At 65.2% G+C, this 18664-nt stretch carries 21 protein-coding genes; 18 read left to right on the plus strand and 3 right to left on the minus strand.

Annotated elements, in window-relative coordinates; all coding sequences use genetic code 11:
* Positions 1–26 precede the first annotated feature (26 nt).
* The 17 genes from atpD (at position 27) to ACN0WF_RS18210 (ending at position 15336) form a co-directional block, all read left to right on the plus strand.
* A complete protein-coding gene (gene atpD / locus ACN0WF_RS18130; RefSeq protein WP_417774167.1) occupies positions 27–1493 on the plus strand; it encodes a F0F1 ATP synthase subunit beta in 1467 nt (488 codons plus the stop codon).
* A complete protein-coding gene (locus ACN0WF_RS18135) occupies positions 1490–1900 on the plus strand; it encodes a F0F1 ATP synthase subunit epsilon (protein ID WP_417774168.1) in 411 nt (136 codons plus the stop codon). The genes atpD and ACN0WF_RS18135 overlap by 4 nt, the downstream gene beginning before the upstream one ends.
* Positions 1897–2190 carry an AtpZ/AtpI family protein gene (locus tag ACN0WF_RS18140; RefSeq protein WP_417774169.1) on the plus strand — a complete coding sequence of 98 codons (294 nt, stop codon included), beginning with the start codon at positions 1897–1899 and terminating at the stop codon, positions 2188–2190. Before ACN0WF_RS18135 ends, ACN0WF_RS18140 begins: the two co-directional genes overlap by 4 nt.
* Positions 2172–2477, plus strand: a complete 306-nt coding sequence (locus ACN0WF_RS18145; protein WP_417774170.1) for an ATP synthase subunit I — start codon at positions 2172–2174, stop codon at positions 2475–2477. The genes ACN0WF_RS18140 and ACN0WF_RS18145 overlap by 19 nt, the downstream gene beginning before the upstream one ends.
* Positions 2474–3187, plus strand: a complete 714-nt coding sequence (locus ACN0WF_RS18150) for a F0F1 ATP synthase subunit A (RefSeq protein WP_417774171.1) — start codon at positions 2474–2476, stop codon at positions 3185–3187. The genes ACN0WF_RS18145 and ACN0WF_RS18150 overlap by 4 nt, the downstream gene beginning before the upstream one ends.
* Positions 3187–3432 carry a F0F1 ATP synthase subunit C gene (locus ACN0WF_RS18155; protein WP_417774172.1) on the plus strand — a complete coding sequence of 82 codons (246 nt, stop codon included), beginning with the start codon at positions 3187–3189 and terminating at the stop codon, positions 3430–3432. The genes ACN0WF_RS18150 and ACN0WF_RS18155 overlap by 1 nt, the downstream gene beginning before the upstream one ends.
* Before the next feature lie 4 nt (positions 3433–3436).
* On the plus strand, positions 3437–4174 hold the full coding sequence (locus tag ACN0WF_RS18160; protein ID WP_417774173.1) for a F0F1 ATP synthase subunit delta: 738 nt from the start codon (positions 3437–3439) through the stop codon (positions 4172–4174).
* The gene (locus ACN0WF_RS18165) at positions 4164–5687 is read left to right on the plus strand and encodes a F0F1 ATP synthase subunit alpha (protein ID WP_417774174.1); all 1524 of its coding nucleotides are present in this window, start codon (positions 4164–4166) and stop codon (positions 5685–5687) included. The genes ACN0WF_RS18160 and ACN0WF_RS18165 overlap by 11 nt, the downstream gene beginning before the upstream one ends.
* Entirely contained in the window at positions 5684–6538 is an 855-nt protein-coding gene (locus ACN0WF_RS18170; protein WP_417774175.1) for a F0F1 ATP synthase subunit gamma, read from the plus strand. The genes ACN0WF_RS18165 and ACN0WF_RS18170 overlap by 4 nt, the downstream gene beginning before the upstream one ends.
* Before the next feature lie 152 nt (positions 6539–6690).
* Positions 6691–8076 carry a PHA/PHB synthase family protein gene (locus ACN0WF_RS18175; RefSeq protein ID WP_417774176.1) on the plus strand — a complete coding sequence of 462 codons (1386 nt, stop codon included), beginning with the start codon at positions 6691–6693 and terminating at the stop codon, positions 8074–8076.
* Positions 8073–8837 (plus strand): enoyl-ACP reductase FabI, encoded by a 765-nt coding sequence (fabI, locus tag ACN0WF_RS18180; RefSeq protein WP_417774177.1) that lies wholly within the window; start codon positions 8073–8075, stop codon positions 8835–8837. The genes ACN0WF_RS18175 and fabI overlap by 4 nt, the downstream gene beginning before the upstream one ends.
* Positions 8838–8859: 22 nt before the next feature.
* Positions 8860–10254: a bifunctional enoyl-CoA hydratase/phosphate acetyltransferase gene (locus ACN0WF_RS18185; protein WP_417774197.1), complete on the plus strand. Its 1395-nt coding sequence runs from the start codon at positions 8860–8862 to the stop codon at positions 10252–10254.
* A 120-nt stretch (positions 10255–10374) separates the two neighbouring features.
* Positions 10375–11826 carry a YfcC family protein gene (locus ACN0WF_RS18190; protein WP_417774178.1) on the plus strand — a complete coding sequence of 484 codons (1452 nt, stop codon included), beginning with the start codon at positions 10375–10377 and terminating at the stop codon, positions 11824–11826.
* Positions 11823–13046: an arginine deiminase gene (locus ACN0WF_RS18195; protein ID WP_417774179.1), complete on the plus strand. Its 1224-nt coding sequence runs from the start codon at positions 11823–11825 to the stop codon at positions 13044–13046. The genes ACN0WF_RS18190 and ACN0WF_RS18195 overlap by 4 nt, the downstream gene beginning before the upstream one ends.
* Positions 13047–13056: 10 nt before the next feature.
* The gene (gene argF, locus ACN0WF_RS18200) at positions 13057–14058 is read left to right on the plus strand and encodes an ornithine carbamoyltransferase (RefSeq protein ID WP_417774180.1); all 1002 of its coding nucleotides are present in this window, start codon (positions 13057–13059) and stop codon (positions 14056–14058) included.
* A 1-nt stretch (position 14059) separates the two neighbouring features.
* On the plus strand, positions 14060–14986 hold the full coding sequence (locus ACN0WF_RS18205; RefSeq protein WP_417774181.1) for a carbamate kinase: 927 nt from the start codon (positions 14060–14062) through the stop codon (positions 14984–14986).
* A gap of 209 nt (positions 14987–15195) precedes the next feature.
* On the plus strand, positions 15196–15336 hold the full coding sequence (locus ACN0WF_RS18210) for a hypothetical protein (RefSeq protein WP_417774182.1): 141 nt from the start codon (positions 15196–15198) through the stop codon (positions 15334–15336).
* A gap of 56 nt (positions 15337–15392) precedes the next feature.
* On the opposite strand, the gene ACN0WF_RS18215 is transcribed toward ACN0WF_RS18210, so the two are convergent.
* Complete coding sequence (locus tag ACN0WF_RS18215) at positions 15393–16103, minus strand: Crp/Fnr family transcriptional regulator (RefSeq protein WP_417774183.1); 711 nt, start codon at positions 16101–16103, stop codon at positions 15393–15395.
* Positions 16104–16275: 172 nt separating this feature from the next.
* On the opposite strand from ACN0WF_RS18215, the gene ACN0WF_RS18220 reads away from it, so the two are divergent.
* Positions 16276–16512 carry a hypothetical protein gene (locus tag ACN0WF_RS18220; protein ID WP_417774184.1) on the plus strand — a complete coding sequence of 79 codons (237 nt, stop codon included), beginning with the start codon at positions 16276–16278 and terminating at the stop codon, positions 16510–16512.
* A 178-nt stretch (positions 16513–16690) separates the two neighbouring features.
* On the opposite strand, the gene ACN0WF_RS18225 is transcribed toward ACN0WF_RS18220, so the two are convergent.
* On the minus strand, positions 16691–17575 hold the full coding sequence (locus ACN0WF_RS18225) for an SDR family NAD(P)-dependent oxidoreductase (protein WP_417774185.1): 885 nt from the start codon (positions 17573–17575) through the stop codon (positions 16691–16693).
* Positions 17576–17657: 82 nt separating this feature from the next.
* The gene (locus ACN0WF_RS18230; protein WP_417774186.1) at positions 17658–18557 is read right to left on the minus strand and encodes a LysR family transcriptional regulator; all 900 of its coding nucleotides are present in this window, start codon (positions 18555–18557) and stop codon (positions 17658–17660) included.
* Between the last annotated feature and the right edge of the window lie 107 nt (positions 18558–18664).

Below are 18664 nucleotides of genomic sequence, written 5' to 3' on the forward strand. Positions count from 1 at the left end.
ACGTCCACCGGAAGGACCTCGAGCGCATGCAGAGGCGGGAAGAGTTGGCCGTCGTTGCACCCCTCCTCTGCGAAGGCATCGTGCATGCCGTCAGGGGCGCGGTGGTCGACGTCGTCTTCGAAGGAGCCGAGCTCCCGCAAATCAATTCCGCCCTCATCGTCGAATGGGACAGGCCGACGCCGCTCATTCTCGAAGTCCACAGCCATCTGGACCAGACCACGGTTCGCGCAGTGGCGTTCCAGTCGACCGCAGGGCTTGCGCGCGGGGTCGGGGTGCGTGCGACAGACGGGCCGGTCAAGGTGCCCGTTGGCAATGCCGTCCTCGGACGGCTTCTGGATGTCGTCGGCAATCCGCAGGACAACGGTCCGGCGCTGCCAGACGACACGCCGCGCAGATCGATCCACGCGCGTCCCCCAACCCTGAAATCGCAGACCGGTGCCACGGACGTGTTCGAGACCGGCATCAAGGTGATCGACCTGCTGACACCGATGGCGCAGGGCGGCAAGGCCGCGATGTTCGGCGGCGCCGGGGTCGGCAAGACCGTTCTGGTGATGGAACTGATCCGCGCCATGGTCGAGAAATATGAAGGCATCTCGGTCTTCGCCGGCATCGGCGAGAGATCACGCGAGGGTCACGAGCTTCTGACCGAAATGAAGGGATCTGGTGTTCTTGACCGCACCGTTCTGGTCTACGGCCAGATGAACGAACCGCCCGGCGCACGCTGGCGGGCGCCCCTCACCGCCCTGACCGTTTCGGAGTATTTCCGCGACCAGAAGCACAAGAACGTGCTCCTTCTGATGGACAACGTCTTCCGGTTTGTCCAGGCGGGCGCGGAAGTGTCGAGCCTGCTCGGCCGCCTGCCCTCGCGCGTTGGCTATCAGCCGACGCTGGCAACCGAGGTGGCGGGCTTGCAGGAGCGCATCGCCTCGGTGGCCGGGTCCGCCGTGACCGCCATTCAGGCCGTCTATGTGCCTGCCGACGACTTCACCGACCCGGCCGTCACAACCATCTCCAGCCATATGGATTGCGTCATCGTGCTGTCGCGCGCCCAGGCCGCAGAAGGGTTCTATCCGGCAATCGACCCGCTTGCCTCGTCCTCGATGCTGCTCGACCCTCTGGTGGTTGGCGAGCGGCACTATGAGACAGCCGAAGCCGTCCGCCAGGCGCTGGCGCGTTTCCGCGAGCTGACCGACATCATCTCGCTTCTCGGGGTGGAAGAGCTGGGCGCCGCGGATCGCAAGATCGTCAAGCGTGCGCGACGGCTGCAACGCTTCCTGACCCAGCCGTTCATGGTGACGGAGGCCTTTACCGGCACACCCGGCGCCAGCGTTGCGCTTGCCGATACGCTGGCAGGCTGCCGCGCCATTCTGGACGGCGAGACCGATGACTGGTCGGAAAGCTCGCTCTACATGGTCGGCACGCTGGAAGACGCGCGCAAGAAGGAAGCCGACGCAAAAGTCTCCGCTGCTCCGAACGCGGGAACCGCGCCATGAGGCTGAGGATCGTGACCCCCCTGTCGGTCGTGGTCGACGAAGACATCGACAGCCTGCGCGCCGAGGATGCCAGCGGCAGTTTCGGCATCCTGTCCGGTCACGCCCCGTTCATGACGGCGCTGGCGGTTTCCATCGTCGGCTGGCGCAAGGGCAAAGAGGAACGGTTCTGCGCCGTACGCGGCGGGGTGATGACCGTGACGGACGGAGCCATCATCGCCATCGCCACGCGTGAGGCGGTGGCCGGCACCGACCTTGCCACACTCGATGCCGAGGTTCTGGCCCGTTTCCGCTCCGATGTCGATGCGGAGCGCACCGAGCACGTCGAGAGCATGCGCCTGCAGTTGAACGCCCTGCGCCAGATGATCGGCCGGCTTCAACCCCGCGCCGGCGCGGGAGAATTCCGGTGACGACGCCGCCCGCCAACGAGCCGGAGGAGGATCCGCTGGTCCGCGAAACCCGCCTGCGCCGTGACCGCCACGAGCAATGGCTGCGCGAGGGAGATATGTCGGTTGGCCGCCGCCTCGCGCAGATCGGCGTGCTGGGCTGGATCTTCGTGGTTCCCGCACTTGGCGGGCTGTTCCTCGGACGCTGGCTCGATGCACGCCTGGCGACGGGCATCTTCTGGAGCGCCCCCGGCATGATGCTGGGGCTTTGTCTCGGCGGCTGGACCGCATGGAAATGGATGAACGCGCGATGATCGACCTTGCAGCTCTGCCGCTGTCCCTCACCCTGCCGATCTGTTTTCTGGCCGGGCTCGTGCTGGGCTATGCCTATTTCCGCGCCGTGCGCGAGACCGCCGACCTGATCGTCGGTCAAGGACCTCTTCTGCTCGGGCTGGCGCTGACGCTGGGCCGCCTGGCGTTGTTGTGCGCGGGCTTCTACCTCGCCGTCCAGGCGGGCGGCCTTGCGCTTCTGGCGGCACTTGCCGGAGTCCTCTGCGCCAAGACCGTGATGCTGCGTCAGGCGCGAAGGGCCGACGCATGAACTCGCCGCTTGCCTCCATCGCGCTGTTCCAGATCGGACCGATCCCGATCACCCAGGCAATCATCACGACATGGGCGATCATGGTGGTGCTGGTGCTTGGGGCCTATCTGCTGACCCGAAGGCTCGAACTGGTCGCCGGCAGGCGACAGGCTGCTCTCGAACTTCTGGTGACCACGCTCGACACACAGATCCGTGAAACCACGGGAGCGGAACCCGCGCCGTATCGTGATTTCATCGGCACGCTGTTCCTGTTCATCCTCGTGGCCAACTGGTCCTCGCTGGTGCCCGGCGTCGATCCGCCGACCGCCCGGCTTGAAACCGATGCAGCACTTGCCGCCCTGGTCTTCCTCTCGGTGATCTGGTTCGGCGTGCGCGGCGCGGGTGTGGGGGGGTATCTCAGGTCCTTCGCCGCTCCCAATCCGGTAATGATCCCGTTGAACATGCTGGAAAGCGTGACCCGGACATTCTCGATGTTCGTTCGCCTCTTCGGCAACGTGATGAGCGGGGTTTTCGTCATCGGCATCGTCGCCTCGCTGGCGGGGCTTCTGGTGCCTATCCCGCTGATGGCGCTCGATCTCCTTACCGGTCTGGTCCAGGCCTATATCTTCGCGGTACTGGCGATGGTCTTCATCACCTCGGCCGTCGAAGACGGCCGGCACGGGCCCAAGAGCGCCGCATCCCCCTCTTCCCCAACCCAAAAGGAACCCTGATGGATTATCTCAGCCTTGCCAGCATCGTTTGCGCCGCCTTCGCGGTGGCCTTCGGAGCTCTCGGTCCCGCCCTCGCCGAGGGCCGCGCCGTCGCCGCCGCCATGGACGCCATCGCGCGCCAACCCGAAGCAGCGAATACGATCTCCCGCACATTGTTCGTCGGCCTGGCGATGATCGAGACGACCGCAATCTACTGCCTGGTGATTGCGCTTTTGCTGCTCTTCGCCAACCCGCTTCTGGCATGATCCCATGACCGTCGACTTCTGGGGGCTGGGGCTGCAGGCAGTCAATGTCCTGATCCTCGTCTGGCTTCTTTCCCGGGTGTTCTGGCGTCCACTGGCAGCGGCCATTGACCGGCGCCGCGATGCCACCCAAGCCATGCTCGCCGAGGCCAAGGCGGCTCAGACCAAGGCCGACGCGGCCCTGACCGAGGTGACCGAGGCCCGAGCCGGCATCGCCGACGAACGCGCAGCCGTGCTGGCGGAGGCCGCGAAAAGCGCGGAAGCAGCCTCGAAGGCAACGCTTGCCGAGGCGCGAAGCAAGGCAGAGACGCTGCTGGCCGCCGCGCAAACCTCCATCGCCCGCGACACCGAGACGGCGCACAGGCAAAATGCGACCCAGGCCTATGCGCTGTCGGTGGACATCGCCGCCAGGATCCTGGGCCGGATGAACGGCCCTGCGGTCCAGGGTGCCTTTCTTGCCCTGCTGGTAGAGGCCATCGCGAAGATGTCGACCTCCGAGCGCGACGCGCTGGTCGCCGCCAAGGCCGAGATCGAGGTTGTCACCGCCGTGCCTCCGGACGCGGCGCACAAGGCAGAGATCGAAAAAGCCGTCATCGCCGCCCTGGGTGGCGCTCCGATGCTGAACTTCGTCACCGATCCCGACCTGATCGCCGGTCTGGAGCTGCGAAGCGCGCATTTTGTGCTGCACAACAGCTGGCGGGCGGATCTTGCCGTGATCCTGCAGGAGATGAAGGATGCCACCTGACGCTCCCGACTGGCTCTCCTCCGCCCAGGACGCGCTGCGCCACGCGCCGCTGGGGCCGCGCGCCGAACACAGAGGCCGGGTCGAGAAAATCGGCGATGGCGTCGCGATGATCTCGGGACTGCGCGATGTGCGGCTGGACGAGGTGCTGCGCTTCGAGGGTGGCCAGGTCGGTTTCGCCCGCGTGCTGGACTCCGATCTGATCGGCTGCGTCCTTCTCGACGCCGCGAGCGATATCGAGGCAGGCGATGCGGTGTTCGGCTCGGGAGAGGTCGTCCAGGTTCCCGTCGGCGAGGCGCTGCTGGGGCGGATCGTTGATCCGCTCGGGCGTCCGCTCGACGGCAAGGGAGTGATCGAGTCCAAGACGCACTTGCCGATCGAGCGCCCCGCGCCCTCGATCATCGAGCGCGACCTCGTCACCGAGCCGGTGCAGACCGGGGTCGTGGCGTTGGACACGCTGTTCGCGCTCGGTCGGGGCCAGCGCGAGCTGATCGTTGGCGACCATTCCACCGGCAAGACAACGCTCGCGATCGACGCCCTCATCGCGCAGCGCGACAGCGACATGATCTGCATCTATGTCGCTGTCGGCCAGAAGACCTCCAGCGTGCGCCGCGCCATCGACGCGCTGCAGGCGCAGGGGGACTTCTCGCGCTGCATCGTTCTCGTGGCAGGCTCGGCCTCCGCGCCGGGCCTGCAGTGGATCGCGCCCTATGCCGGGATGACGATGGCGGAGTATTTCCGCGACAAGGGCCAACACGCGCTCATCGTGATCGACGACCTGTCCAAACATGCCGCGACCCATCGCGAAATCGCGCTTTTGACGCGGCAATCACCGGGACGCGAGGCCTATCCCGGCGATGTCTTCTATATTCACGCGCGCCTGCTCGAGCGCGCGGCAAAGCTGTCGAAGGATCTCGGCGGAGGCTCGCTGACCGCCCTGCCGGTCGCAGAGACCGATTCAGGCAACCTTTCTGCCTACATCCCGACCAACCTGATCTCGATCACCGACGGACAGATCGTGCTGGATGCAGCGCTGTTCCACCAGGGCCAGAAACCGGCGGTGGATGTCGGGCTGAGCGTCAGTCGGGTGGGCGGAAAGACGCAGGCGCCCAGTTTGCGCGCGGCGGCGGGCACGCTGAGGTTGGACTATGCCCAGTTTCTGGAGCTGGAGGTTTTCACCCGCTTCGGCGGCATGCCGGACGGCCGGGTGCGAGATCAACTCCGGCGTGGGAAACGGATCCGGGCGATCCTGCGCCAACCCCAGCACGCCCCGTTCCGCCTTGCCGACGAGGTCGCGCTGATGCTGGCCGTGCAGTCGGGGTTGCTGGATCCCCTGCCGCTGGAGGCCGTTGCCGCATTTCGCGCCGGGCTCCCCGCCGCGCTGGACAGGGACGCCGCCGAGGTTCCTCGCACCCTTGCGGAAGCTGGAGAACTGGACGCCAGCGCGCGGGCCGCACTGATCACCGCGATGACCCGCCTCGCCGCGTCGCTGAAGACGGACGAGCCCGCACCATGACCGAACGGCTGGCAGACGTCAGCGCCCGGATCGAGGGCGTCCGCCAACTGGGCGCGGTCGTCAACGCGATGAAGGGCATTGCCGCCGCCCGCGCCCGCACCGCGCGGGCGCAGGTGGACGCCGTCGACAGCTATGCCGCGACGATCTCAACCGCAATGGCGCGGATCCTTGTTCCCCACGAGGCGGGACACCCCGCCCCGCGTTCCCGGGCAACCGGTGGCGGCAGAACCGGATTGCTCCTGTTTCTCGCCGAACAGGGCTTTGCCGGGGCATTCAGCGAACGGGTGCTGGACAGCGTCGGCAACGAACTGGAAACGGCGGACCTGCTGCTTGTTGGAACCCGCGGTCTCTCGATCGCCGCCGCACGCGGCCTCGAAGCTGACTGGAGCGCGGCCATGCCCTCCCATTCGCCCGGCATTCCGAAGCTGGCGGACGGGATCACCAGGGCGATCTACCATGCCCTGGATGAAGATCGCTTCGACCGGCTGGACGTTGTCCATGCGAGTTGGAGCTCGGGACGACCGCAGATCGCCCGGCGAACCCTGTTTCCCGTTGACCTTTCGGATGCCCGCACCGCAACCGGCGAACCCCCGATCACCCAGCTCCCTCCAGAGACGCTGCTGGCCAGTCTTGGAGCGGACTATGTACATGCGCTGGTCTGCAAGGCCGCCCTCCACGCCTTCGCCGCCGAGAACGAGGCGCGCATGAAGGCGATGGCCGCCGCGGGCACCCAGATTGCAAGCGAACTGGAAGTGTTCGAGGCCACGCTCCGCCGGGTCCGCCAGGAAGCGATCACCGCCGAGATCATCGAACTCGGCACGGGCGCCGCATCCGCAAACGTCGAGAGATGACCCGGCCGCCGAGAACAAAGGACTGGCATCGTCCCACGCCGGATGCCGCCCCTCATCCGAGAGGCTGACGGAGATCAATCCAGCGCCTCCGCGACGGTCCTACAGTCACCGACAGAGATGGGGCCCGCGCACCGCCCATCGCAGGAGAAGCCATGTTGGACCAGCCCAAACACAACGCCCCCGCGCATGAAAACCTCATGGCCTTTGCGACAGGGCCCGTGGTCGACACCGCAGCAGCATCCAATTTCGCTGCAACAAATCCCGATGTGATCTCGGCGACGGTTGCCGGGAAGGGACAGAACCTGGTTGGGCGCGCGAAAAAACTGGCCGAGGATCTCGGTCGCCTGAACGGGGCGCCGCAACCGGCAGGCGCGCGCCCCTTCGAGGTCGGGCGCAATCTGGCAACCGCCCCCGGCAAGGTCGTCTACCGCAACGACCTCATCGAACTCATTCAGTACGAGCCGACGACGGAAACCGTACACCCCGAGCCGATCCTGATCGTGCCGACCTGGATCAGGAAATACTACATCCTCGACCTGTCGCCGGAGAACTCGCTGGTCCGGTTCCTCGTTGGCCAAGGATATACCGTGTTCATGGTGTCATGGAAAAATCCCGACGCCGACGACCGCAATCTCGGCATGGACGACCACCTCCGTCTCGGGGTCATGGACGCAATGGACGCCGTGCAGACAATCACGCATACGCCGAGGATCCATGCGGTCGGGTACTGCCTGGGAGGCACGCTGCTGGCCATAGCGGCGGCTTCCATGGGCCGCGACGGCGACGTTCGCCTTGCGTCGGCGACTTTTCTGGCCGCCCAGATCGACTTCACCGAAGCCGGAGAGCTGCGGCTGTTCATCAGAGATGCCGAAGTCACCATGATCGAGGACGTGATGGCGGAAAAAGGCTCTTTGTCGTCGGACCAGATGGTTGGAACCTCTGCCCTGCTGCGCGCCCGCGATCTGGTCTGGGCGCCCGCGATCCGCAACTATCTGCTCGGCCTTCCCAGCCGTTCGTTCGGCCTTATGGCTTGGAATGCCGACGCGACGCGAATGCCGACCCGTTTGCACTCGGAGTATCTGCGCCGCCCGTTTCTGAACAACGATCTGGCCGAGGGCCACTACCGCGTCGGCGACAAGGCTGTCAGCGTGACCGACATCAGCGTGCCGATCTTCGCTGTCGGCACGGAGGACGACCACGTCGCCCCCTGGCGCTCGGTCTACAAGCTTCACCTGTTTGTCGACGCCGACACGACCTTCGTTCTGACCAATGGCGGGCACAACACCGGCATCGTGTCCGAACCCGGCCACAAGAACCGGCACTTCCGGATCACCGAAACTCCCGCGGATGCCGTGTTCCGCGATCCCGCAGAATGGCTTGCCGAATCCGAGCCGAGGGACGGCTCGTGGTGGCCGGCCTTCTCCGCCTGGCTCGACGAGAGATCGGGCGAGATGGCGCCTCCCCCGCGCATCGGCGCGCGCTCTGGCCGATACACCGCGCTTTGCGATGCCCCCGGCACCAGTGTGATGCAGACATGACCCTTCTCGAGAACAAGATCGCGCTGGTGGTGGGCGTCGCCAACGCCCGCTCCATTGCCGCCGGATGCGCCCAGGCCTTCGCCAACGAAGGCGCCGAGATCGCACTGACCTATGTCAACGAGAAGGCCAAACCCTATGTGCAGCCGCTCGCCGAGGCTGTCGGCGCGGCTCTCTTCATGCCTCTCGACGTGGAAGCCGAGGGCGAGATGGAGGCCGTATTCGCAGCCGTCAAGGCACGCTGGGGACGGCTCGACATCCTCGTTCACTCGATTGCCTTTTGCCCGGCCGAGGATCTGCACGGCCGGGTGACGGATTGCTCGCGCGCCGGGTTTGCGCGCGCGATGGACATCTCCGTCCATTCCCTGATCCGCATGGCGCGCCTAGCCGAACCGTTGATGGAAAACGGCGGAACGATCCTGACCATGACCTACTACGGCGGCGAGAAGGTCGTCGACAACTACAACATCATGGGACCGGTGAAGGCGGCGCTGGAAGGAACCATGCGCTCGCTGGCGACCGAGCTCGGCCCCCGGCAAATTCGCGTCAACGCCATCTCGCCGGGACCGCTGCGCACCCGCGCCGGCTCTGGTATCGCGCATTTCGACGAGTTGATCGACGCCGCAAGGCTGCGCGCGCCGGAACAGACCCTCGTCACCATCGAAGATGTCGGCGACATGGCGGTGATGCTGGCGAGCGATGGCGCGCGGCGGGTCTCCGGCGACATCGCCTATGTCGATGGAGGCCTGCATGTCCGGGCCTGACCCAAACGCCGCCACAGAGAACATGCGCTACATCGAGAACCGCACCTATGACGAGATCTCGGTCGGAGACAGCGCCGAGCTGGTGCGCGTACTGAAGCAGCAGGACATCGAGTTGTTCGCCGTCATGTCAGGCGATGTGAACCCCGCCCATGTGGATGCGGACTACGCAAGAACTGACATGTTCCACGGCGTGATCGCCCACGGCATGTGGGGCGGAGCGCTGATCTCGACCGTCCTGGGCACGGAGCTGCCGGGCCCCGGCACCATCTTCCTCGACCAGAGCCTGAGGTTCGAGGCGCCGGTGAGGCTGGGAGATACGATCACGGTGCGGGTCGAGGTCACGGAAAAACTGGCAAAAGGGCGCCTGACCCTAGCCTGCACCTGCCTCAACCAGAATGGCAAGATGGTGATAGAGGGCGTCTCCAGGGTCATCGCACCGCACGACAAGGTGCGCCGCCCTCGTGTCCTCCTTCCCGAGGTGAAGCTGCATGTACAGGGCGCTCAATACGCCAAGCTCATCGCGGCGACGGAAGCTCTGGCCCCGGTCCGCACCGCCGTCGTGCATCCCTGCGACGTGCTGTCGGTGACCGGTGCGCTTGATGCCGCCCGCCAGGGCATGATCGTGCCGGTTCTGGTCGGCCCAAAGGGCAAGATCGAAGCCGCGGCGAAGGCGGCGCGGCGTAGCCTCGAGGGGATTGAACTCCTCGATGTACCCCACAGCCATGCGGCGGCGGAGGCGGCCGTGGCTCTGGTGCGCGCAGGCAAGGCGGAGGCCCTGATGAAGGGCGCCTTGCACACGGACGAACTGATGGACGCCGTGGTCGACGCGACGCTCGGGCTGAGGACCGAGCGTCGGATGAGCCATGTCTACGTGCTGGATGTGCCGACGTACCCCAAGCCGCTTCTGATCACGGATGCTGCCATCAACATCTCTCCCGATCTCGCCGCCAAGCGCGACATCGTCCAGAACGCCATCGACATGGCTCATGCGCTCAGCATTGCGCAGCCCAAGGTCGCGATCCTGTCGAGCGTCGAGACGGTCAATCCACGGGTCGCCTCGACGCTCGACGCCGCGGCGCTCTGCAAGATGGCCGACCGGGGACAGATCACGGGCGGGCTGATCGATGGTCCGCTCGCCTTCGACAACGCCATTTCTCCCGCGGCAACAGCAGCGAAGGGCATCGTTTCCGACGTTGCGGGCAAGGCGGACATTCTGGTCGCACCCGACCTTGAGGTTGCCAACATGATGGCCAAGCAGCTGATTTACCTTGCCGGAGCCGACGCAGCCGGCATCGTGCTCGGCGCGAGGGTACCGATCATCTTGACGAGCCGGGCCGACAGCCCGGCCTCACGGCTCGCCTCCTGTGCGCTGGCGCAATTATTCCTCAAGGACAAGGCCCGGCCTGCCAGAGCGTGAAAGACCGCCCCGGCCCTTTGCGCTCCCTAACCTCGATCAGCTCGCCCCCGTCGATCCGCACCTAGGCTCGCTGTATCCGGCGCACCGGCTTTCGCCATTCGCGCCGAAAAGGGGGGAACCATGACAACGCCCGTTGCGAAAAAACCTGAACGACAAGCCAGATTCCGGTTTCCCTCGGCCTATACGATCCTCTTCGCGCTGATCGTGATCGTCGCCGCGATGACCTGGATCATTCCCGCCGGCCAGTACGAACGTCAGGCATCGGCAACGCTTGGCAAGGAAATTCCCGTCGCCGGAACCTACGCGCCCACCGAGGCCAATCCTCAGGGCGTGTTCGACATCATCCTTGCCCCGATCGCCGGCTTCTACAATCCCGTCAGCTACGCGGCCAATGCCATCGACGTCGCGCTCTTCGTCCTGATGATCGGCGGCTTCATCGGCGTGGTGACGTCCACCGGCGCGATCGATGCCGGAATCAAGCGCGCCATGACACGGCTGAAGGGGCGGGAAAAATGGATGATCCCGATCCTCATGGCGCTGTTTGCCCTGGGAGGAACGACCGAGGGCATGGCCGAAGAAACGCTGGCCTTCTACGTTCTGCTGACGCCGGTGATGATCGCCGCCGGCTATGATGCTCTCACCGCCGCGGCTGTGGTTCTGCTGGGCGCGGGCGTCGGCGTGCTCGGCTCGACCGTCAATGCGTTTTCGACGGTCATCGCCTCGAATGCGGCGGGCGTGCCCTTCACCGACGGGCTGGCGCTGCGGCTCGTCATCCTCGCGCTGACCTTCGTGGCAACCGTGGCCTACGTCATGCGCTACGCCGAACGGGTCAAGGCCGACCCGTCGCGCTCGCTGGTGTTCGACCGCAAGGCCGAGAACGAGGCCTACTTTCGCAGCGCGAAGGAAACGGACGCGACAGAATTCACCCGCCTGCACAAAATCGTCCTGCTGCTTTTCGGGGCGACGTTTGCCGTGATGATCTGGGGCGTCTCCCTCGGGGGCTGGTGGATGGCCCAGATGAGCGGCCTGTTCATGATCGCGGGCATCGGCATCGGCATCGTCGCGCGGCTGGGGGAAAAGGGACTGGTGGAGGCCTTCGTCGGCGGCGCGCGCGACCTTCTGGGCGTGGCGCTGATCATCGGTCTGGCGCGTGGCATCGTCGTGGTGATGGACGCGGGCCACATCACCGACACGATCCTGCACTGGGCCGAAGGAACCGTAACGGGCCTGAGCCACATCGTCTTTATCAATGCCATGTACTGGATCCAGGTGGCGTTGTCGTTCCTGGTTCCCTCGACCTCCGGCCTTGCCGTTCTGTCGATGCCGATCCTGGCGCCCGTGGGCGACTTTGCCGGCGTGTCGCGCAGCCTTGTCGTCACGGCGTTTCAGTCGGCGGAAGGGGTCGTGAACCTGATCACACCGACCTCCGCCGTCGTCATGGGCGGGCTCGCAATCGCCCGCGTTCCCTACGAGCGTTGGCTGCTCTTTGTCTGGCCGGTGCTGCTCATGCTCACCGTCATCATCATGGCCGCCCTTAGCCTCGGCGTGCTTCTGGGAGGCCCTTCGACATGACCTTGACCTATGGCGTTCATTCCGAAGCGGGCAAGCTGCGCCGCGTTCTCGTTCACAAGCCCGGTGCCGCCATGGCGCGGCTGACGCCCGCCAACTGCGCGGAGCTGCTGTTCGACGATGTCATCTGGGTCAAGCGGGCGCGGATCGAGCACATGACCTTTGTCGATGCGATGCGCAATCGCGGCGTCGAGGTCGTTTTCCTGCGGCAAATGCTGGCCGAGACACTGGTCGACATGGAGGCGCGCCGCTGGCTGCTCGAGGCGCGGATCAGCGACGATGCCGTCGGCGTCGGCCTCGCCGACGACCTGCTGGCGCATCTGATGGAAATCGACGCCGGCTTGCTCTCGACCATCCTGATCGGCGGCATGAGCCGGGCGGAACTGCCGATCCCCGCAAAGGGCGTGCTGGCCCCGATGCTGGAGCCTGCGGATTTCATTCTGCCTCCCCTGCCCAATCACATCTTCACGCGCGACACCACCTGCTGGATCTACGGCGGCGTCACGCTCAACCCGATGCACTGGCCCGCAAGGCGCCTGGAGACACTGAACCTTGCCGCGATCTACCGGTTCCATCCAGATTTCAGGAATGCAGACTTCCCGGTCTGGTGGGGCGACCCGATGCAGGACCATGGACCGGCGACAGCCGAAGGCGGCGACGTCATGCCCATCGGCGGCGGATGTGTCCTGATCGGCATGGGCGAACGCACCACGCCACAGGCGGTTGGACAGATCGCCCGCGGGCTGTTTGCCAACGGTGGCGCCACGCGGGTGATCGCCTGCCAATTCCCCCGTGCCCGCAGCTCCATGCACCTCGACACCGTCTTCACCTTCTGCGACCGCGACCTGGTTACCGTCTTCACCGAGGTGACCGATGCCATCCGCTGCTACAGCCTGCGCCCGGGAAAGGACACGGACGTCGACGTCGAGGCCGAGACGAAGCCGTTCCTGGAGGTTGTGGCGCACGCTCTCGGCCTGAAGATGCTGCGCACCGTCCCCACCGGCGGCGATTCCTACGAGAGCGCCCGCGAGCAGTGGGACGACGCCAACAATCTTCTGTGCCTCGAACCCGGCGTCGTCGTCGGATACGAGCGCAACGTCTATTCCAACACCCTGCTGCGCAAGGCGGGCGTCGAGGTCATCACCATCCCCGGTTCGGAACTCGGTCGCGGACGCGGCGGGTCGCATTGCATGACCTGCCCGCTGATCCGCGATCCCATCTAAGGAGTGCCCCATGCCACAGAACCTGCGCGGACGCAGTTTCCTGACGCTGCTCGATTTCTCTCCCGACGAGATCCGTCATCTGCTCAAGCTGGCGGCGATCCTCAAGGCCGCCAAGGCCGGCGGCTATGAAGTGCCGCATCTCAGCGGCAAGAACATCGCGCTGATCTTCGAGAAGGACAGCACACGGACCCGCAGCGGGTTCGAGGTTGCCGCCCATGACCAGGGCGCGCATGTCACCTATCTGGGCCCCTCGGGAAGCCACATCGGTCATAAGGAGTCGATGAAGGACACCGCCCGCGTGCTTGGTCGCTTCTATGACGGGATCGAGTATCGCGGCTTCGCCCAAAGCGATGCGCGGGTGCTGGCGGACTGCTCAGGCGTCCCGGTTTTCAACGGTCTGACGGACGATTTCCACCCCACGCAGATCCTCGCGGATCTGATGACCATGCGCGAATTCACCCACAAGCATCTTTCCGATATCTCGGTCTGCTTCATGGGCGATGCGGGCAACAATACGGGCGCGTCACTGATGGTCGGCGCGGCGATGATCGGCATGGACGTGCGGCTTTGCGGTCCGCAGGCGTGCTGGCCCGCCCCTGAGCTTGTCGCGAGGTGCAGAGCCATCGCCGAAACCTCGGGCGCCCGCATCACCTTGACCGAGAAGCACGCCGAAGGGCTGGAAGGGGCGGATTTCATCTACACCGATGTCTGGGTTTCCATGGGCGAGCCCGACGATGTCTGGGAAGAGCGGATCGCGCTGTTGTCGCCCTACCGCGTCACAAGGGCGGTCATGGAAAAAACCGGAAATCCGTACACCAAGTTCCTCCACTGCCTGCCCGCATTCCACAACCGCGACACCGAAGTGGGCCAAGCCACCTTCGAAAAATTCGGCATCGACTGCATGGAAGTGACGGAGGAGGTGTTCGAAAGCCCCGCCTCTGTGGTCTTCGATCAGGCCGAGAACCGGATGCACACCATCAAGGCCGTTCTGGTCGCCACGATGGGAGCCTGACATGCGCGTTGTGGTCGCCCTTGGCGGGAACGCGCTTCTCCAGCGCGGTCAACCGATGACCGCCGCCGCGCAACTTGAAAACGTGCGTGCGGCGGCGGTCGCGCTCGCCGACCTGGCGCGTGATCACCAGATCGTCGTGGCGCATGGCAACGGCCCCCAGGTCGGCCTTCTGGCCCTCCAGGGGGCGGCCTTCGATCCGGGCAAACCCTGGCCGCTGGACGTGCTGGGCGCGGAGACCGAAGGCATGATCGGTTATCTCATCGAACAGGAGCTGATGAACGCCCTGCCCGAGGGATCGCATTGCGCCACCTTGCTCAGCCGGGTCGAGGTGGATCCGGACGATCCCGCCTTCGAGGCGCCGAGCAAGCCCATCGGCCCGGTCTACGGGGCGAGCGAGGCAGCCAAGGCGGCAAGCGACCATGGATGGGCGCTGGTAACCGAGGCGTCCGGCGGTCAACGCCGCGTGGTTCCCTCCCCCATACCCAGGAGGATCCTCGGGCTCCAGGCCATCGAGGTGCTTCTTGACGCGAACCATACGGTGATCTGCGCCGGCGGCGGTGGCATTCCGGTTGTGCGAAATGCGGCCGGCGAGATGGAGGGCGTGGAGGCCGTGATCGACAAGGATCGAACGGCCACCCTGCTGGCCCTGGGGCTCAAAGCGGAAGCCCTGTTGCTGTTGACCGATGTGACCGCCGTCTTTCGGGACTTCGGCGGCCCTGCCCAGCGCGAGATCGGCTGGATCACACCGGACGAGCTGGACGGGCTCGAACTGGCGCCGGGCTCGATGGCGCCCAAGGTCGGCGCGGCATCGGCCTTCGTCAGGGCCTGCGGCAAGCTTGCCGGCATTGGCCGCCTGACGGATGCCCGCGACATCCTCGAGGGACGCGCCGGAACACGGATCCAGCCAGGCGCGGAAGCAAGCCTCTGATACACGACCGGCCGAGGATTTGAACACCCACGTCGACACAAGGTGATGACTGCGGCGCATGGATGTGACAGGAACGCCGGGTCACCGGTCATGGTGACCGGGTGGTCCTCCACAATCGGTGCAAGGCACGGTGAGTGGATGTGCGCCCGCGACAGGATGCCAAGGCTCGCGGCAGCCCTAAGCTTCGCAAGCCAGCAAGGAACAAGATGATGAACCGGAACTTTCTTCTGATCCTGATTGGAGCGCTCGCGGTTTTGGCCGTCGGGGCCAGCTACATGTATTATCAGGAGCGGCAAAGCGGCATCGACATCAAGATCAACGAGAGCGGCATTTCCATCGACGGCAAGTGAATGCGCAGCCCGAGGTCCGGCCCGATGCAACGTATCGGGCCGGGCCTCGGCTTACGTCAGGCGAGCAGCGGTCCGACCTGATCGAGGTAGGCCGGATCGAACTCCGCAAACTCGGCCAGCCGCTCGTAGTCGTCGAAAGAAACGAAGCCATCGCGAAAGGTGACCATTCCCTGTTCGCGCATCTGTCGCAGCACCCGATTGACGTGAACGGCGCTGAGCCCAAGCGCGTCGGCCATAAGGTATTGCGTCAGGGGACAGGCATATCCCGCCTTGTTCCCCATGCCGACGAGGGAAAGCCTGGCTCCCAGTTCCAGCAGAAAATGCGCCATGCGTTCAGCCGCATTGCGCCGGCCGATGTCGACCAGATGCTCGACGACCATCGCCTCGTCGCGGGATGCGGCCCATAGAACCGCCGTGGCGAGCCGGGGAGTATAGGCGAACGCCTCCATAAGATCGGACGCAAGCACCTCCGTCACCTCGATGTCGGTAACCGGTTCGACGCTTTGATCCGACATCTGCAGCAGCACGCTCCGCAGCCCCAGGAAATCGCCCGGGATCTGGAAGTCGACAATCTGCCGCTGTCCATCGCGCAGGAGCTTGTAGGAGAAGGCCCAGCCCGAGGTCAGGATATAGGCGGACTGCCCCCCCTGCCCCTGGTGGACGATATCGCGCCCGGCGGCAAAGATACGACGGCGCTCGTACAGCGTTTCCAGAACAGAGAGCTCATGCGCCGACAACGCAACAAACGCACCCAGTTTTCGGGCCAACGGTGTGTTTTTCAAATGCGCACCAACCTTCAAGACCAGCCGAATTGATATCACTAAAATACAACCGTCGACTGATGTCGATCAGCTCGCTGTCACAGAATACTTGAAATCCTGCATTGCGCACTGATTGGAAAATCCAAACAGGCGGTCAAGCCCGGAAGGCGACCAAAGCATGTCGGAACAGGACATCTATTCCGGAATAGCGGCGCTCACTCTTTGCGAGTCCCTTCTTCTTGCGCTCAACGATGCAAGGGTCCTGCCTGAAAGCGAGATCATGGGCATCGTGCGCGACGCCGCAGCCACACATGAGAACGCCAGCGGATCGGAGGAGGAGCTCGAAAAGCACAAGGCGGTTGCAGCGCTGATCAACCGCATCATCTCCAGCGGCAACTCCGTCCGCAGAATATGAAGTGCCCGGCCGCCCCCCCCCACCCCCGAAAGGCGGACGCTGCCGGAATTGTCCGACATGACCAAGGTGGGGCGGCCGGTTGAGCGCGTGCCCATTGGTGTCCAGCCAGAGCAGGCATCCCTGGTGTTCTTCCCAGGAACGAGGAAACGCCCAGAACCGCAGCGCCTGCGAACGCGGCCTAGACGGTGTCTTCCACCGATGCGCGCGCCTCTTTCACATCAACCGCAATCCGCCGCCAAAGCGCGGCAACGTCCTCGACCGTCCCGGCCGATGTGGCCGCAAGATCACGCGGATAGGCGACCTCGGCCGCCTCCACGGCCCTGGTGGCGACGAACTGTCCATTGGACGCCCGCAGGACCCAGCCACTGGCGTCGCACACGGGCGCAACCAGATACAGCGCACCCGGCACAACCGCGTCTGGCCGCAGCTCGTCCGCTTCCCCCTCGACGCCCCACATGCGCGTCTTGGCCACCGGCGATATGGCATTGACCGCTATCCCGTGCTCCCGTCCCTCACGCGCCAGAATGTTGACGATACCAATGGTTGCCATCTTCGCCGCCGCATAGGCGACAAGCCCCTCCTGGGCGTGTTCGGGGTAGATGGCGCGGTCCGACGTTGTAAGCAGGATGCGTCCGTATCCTTGACGGCGCATGGCGGGCCAGGCCGCCTGCGCGAGCCACAACGGTGTTTCGACACCGAGCCCCATCATGCGGTCCAGGAAGTCCGGCCTCAGCGCCTCGATTGCCTGATAGCCGACCCATCCAGCATTGTGGATCAGCACGTCAAGCCGTCCGTGATCGACGACAATCCCGCCGACCAGCGCGGCGCAGTCTTCCCGCGAGGCAATCGCGCCCGACGCGGCGAAGGCCTTGCCTCCGGCCGCAAGGATCCTTGCCGCTGCAGCCTCGGCAACCGTCGGATCGCCGCCCTGGCCAGCCGTATCCGTCCCGCTGTCCTGAACAATGACGGTCGCGCCACGTTCGGCCAGCCCCATTGCATAGGCGAAGCCGAGCCCGCGCCCAGCCCCGGTGACAAGCGCCACACGATTTGAAAAGTCGATCATCGAGCACCTCCTGCCGATCAGAATGAAATCGACCGGTGCCTCGATCCAATACCGATGACATGACGCCGTGATAGGCGTGGGCTTAGATCAGCAGCGCCGTCTCCAGTTCAGTGGTCGCGGGATCGGGCTCCCCCGCGCGGCGGCACAGCATGAGTGAAAACCGCGCCGCTTCATCCGCTATCTGGCGATACGCGATCTCCTCCGGGCGGATCGAGGCCATGCTGGCCGGCACGATGGCAACACCGACTTCGACCGCGACGAGAGACAAAACGGCATGCATGCCATGAGCTTCCTGCACGACGTCGGGGGCAAAACCGGCGACGGCGCACAGCCGCATCGCGCGGTCGAAGAACCCCGCGCCCTGCTCGCGGGGCCAGGACACAAAGGGCTCGGCGGCGAAATCGCCAATTTCAAACTCCCGAGCAGCGGCCAGACGGTGCGCCATCGGCAACGCCATTGCGAGGCGATCCGTATCGAACGGCACAGCGCGAACTCCTCCTGCGTCACCGAGCGGTGGAATTGCGATCGCAAGGTCAAGGTCGTTTGAACGAAGTGCCGCAATTTGCGCGGCGGTCGTCATCTCCCGTAGTTCGACGCGAACGTCGGGCCGCTGTCGCCGGAAGTCTCGAAGGGCCGCCGGCAGGCGGCCATACATCGCACTGCCAACGTATCCCAGCCGTACACGCCCCCGCTTTCCCGCCGCCGCATCGCGCGTTGCCGCCAGCGCGCCCCCAACCACGCTCAGGAGGTGGCGCGCCTGCTCCAGCAGCACACTGCCGGCGGCAGTCAGCTTGATTGTCTTGCGATTGCGATCGATCAGAGTCGCCCCGATTTCCTCCTCCAACCGCCGGATGGCGGCGGTCAACGGCGGTTGCGACATGCCAAGCCGCTCGGCCGCACGCCTGAAATGCAGCTCCTCGGCGACGGCAACGAATTGGCGCAGCAGACGCAGATCGATACGGGGCAAAGGCTCATGGCTCATGGCACTGTCGTCATTTGGGTGCTGCTTTCATTTGGATTGCGACCTCTTTGCGCAACGTCGCCCTGCTGCAAAGGCCACGAAACGCCGGCCCGGCCGATACCAGTCTT

This window comes from Stappia sp. (assembly GCF_048268045.1).
GTDB lineage: Bacteria > Pseudomonadota > Alphaproteobacteria > Rhizobiales > Stappiaceae > Stappia.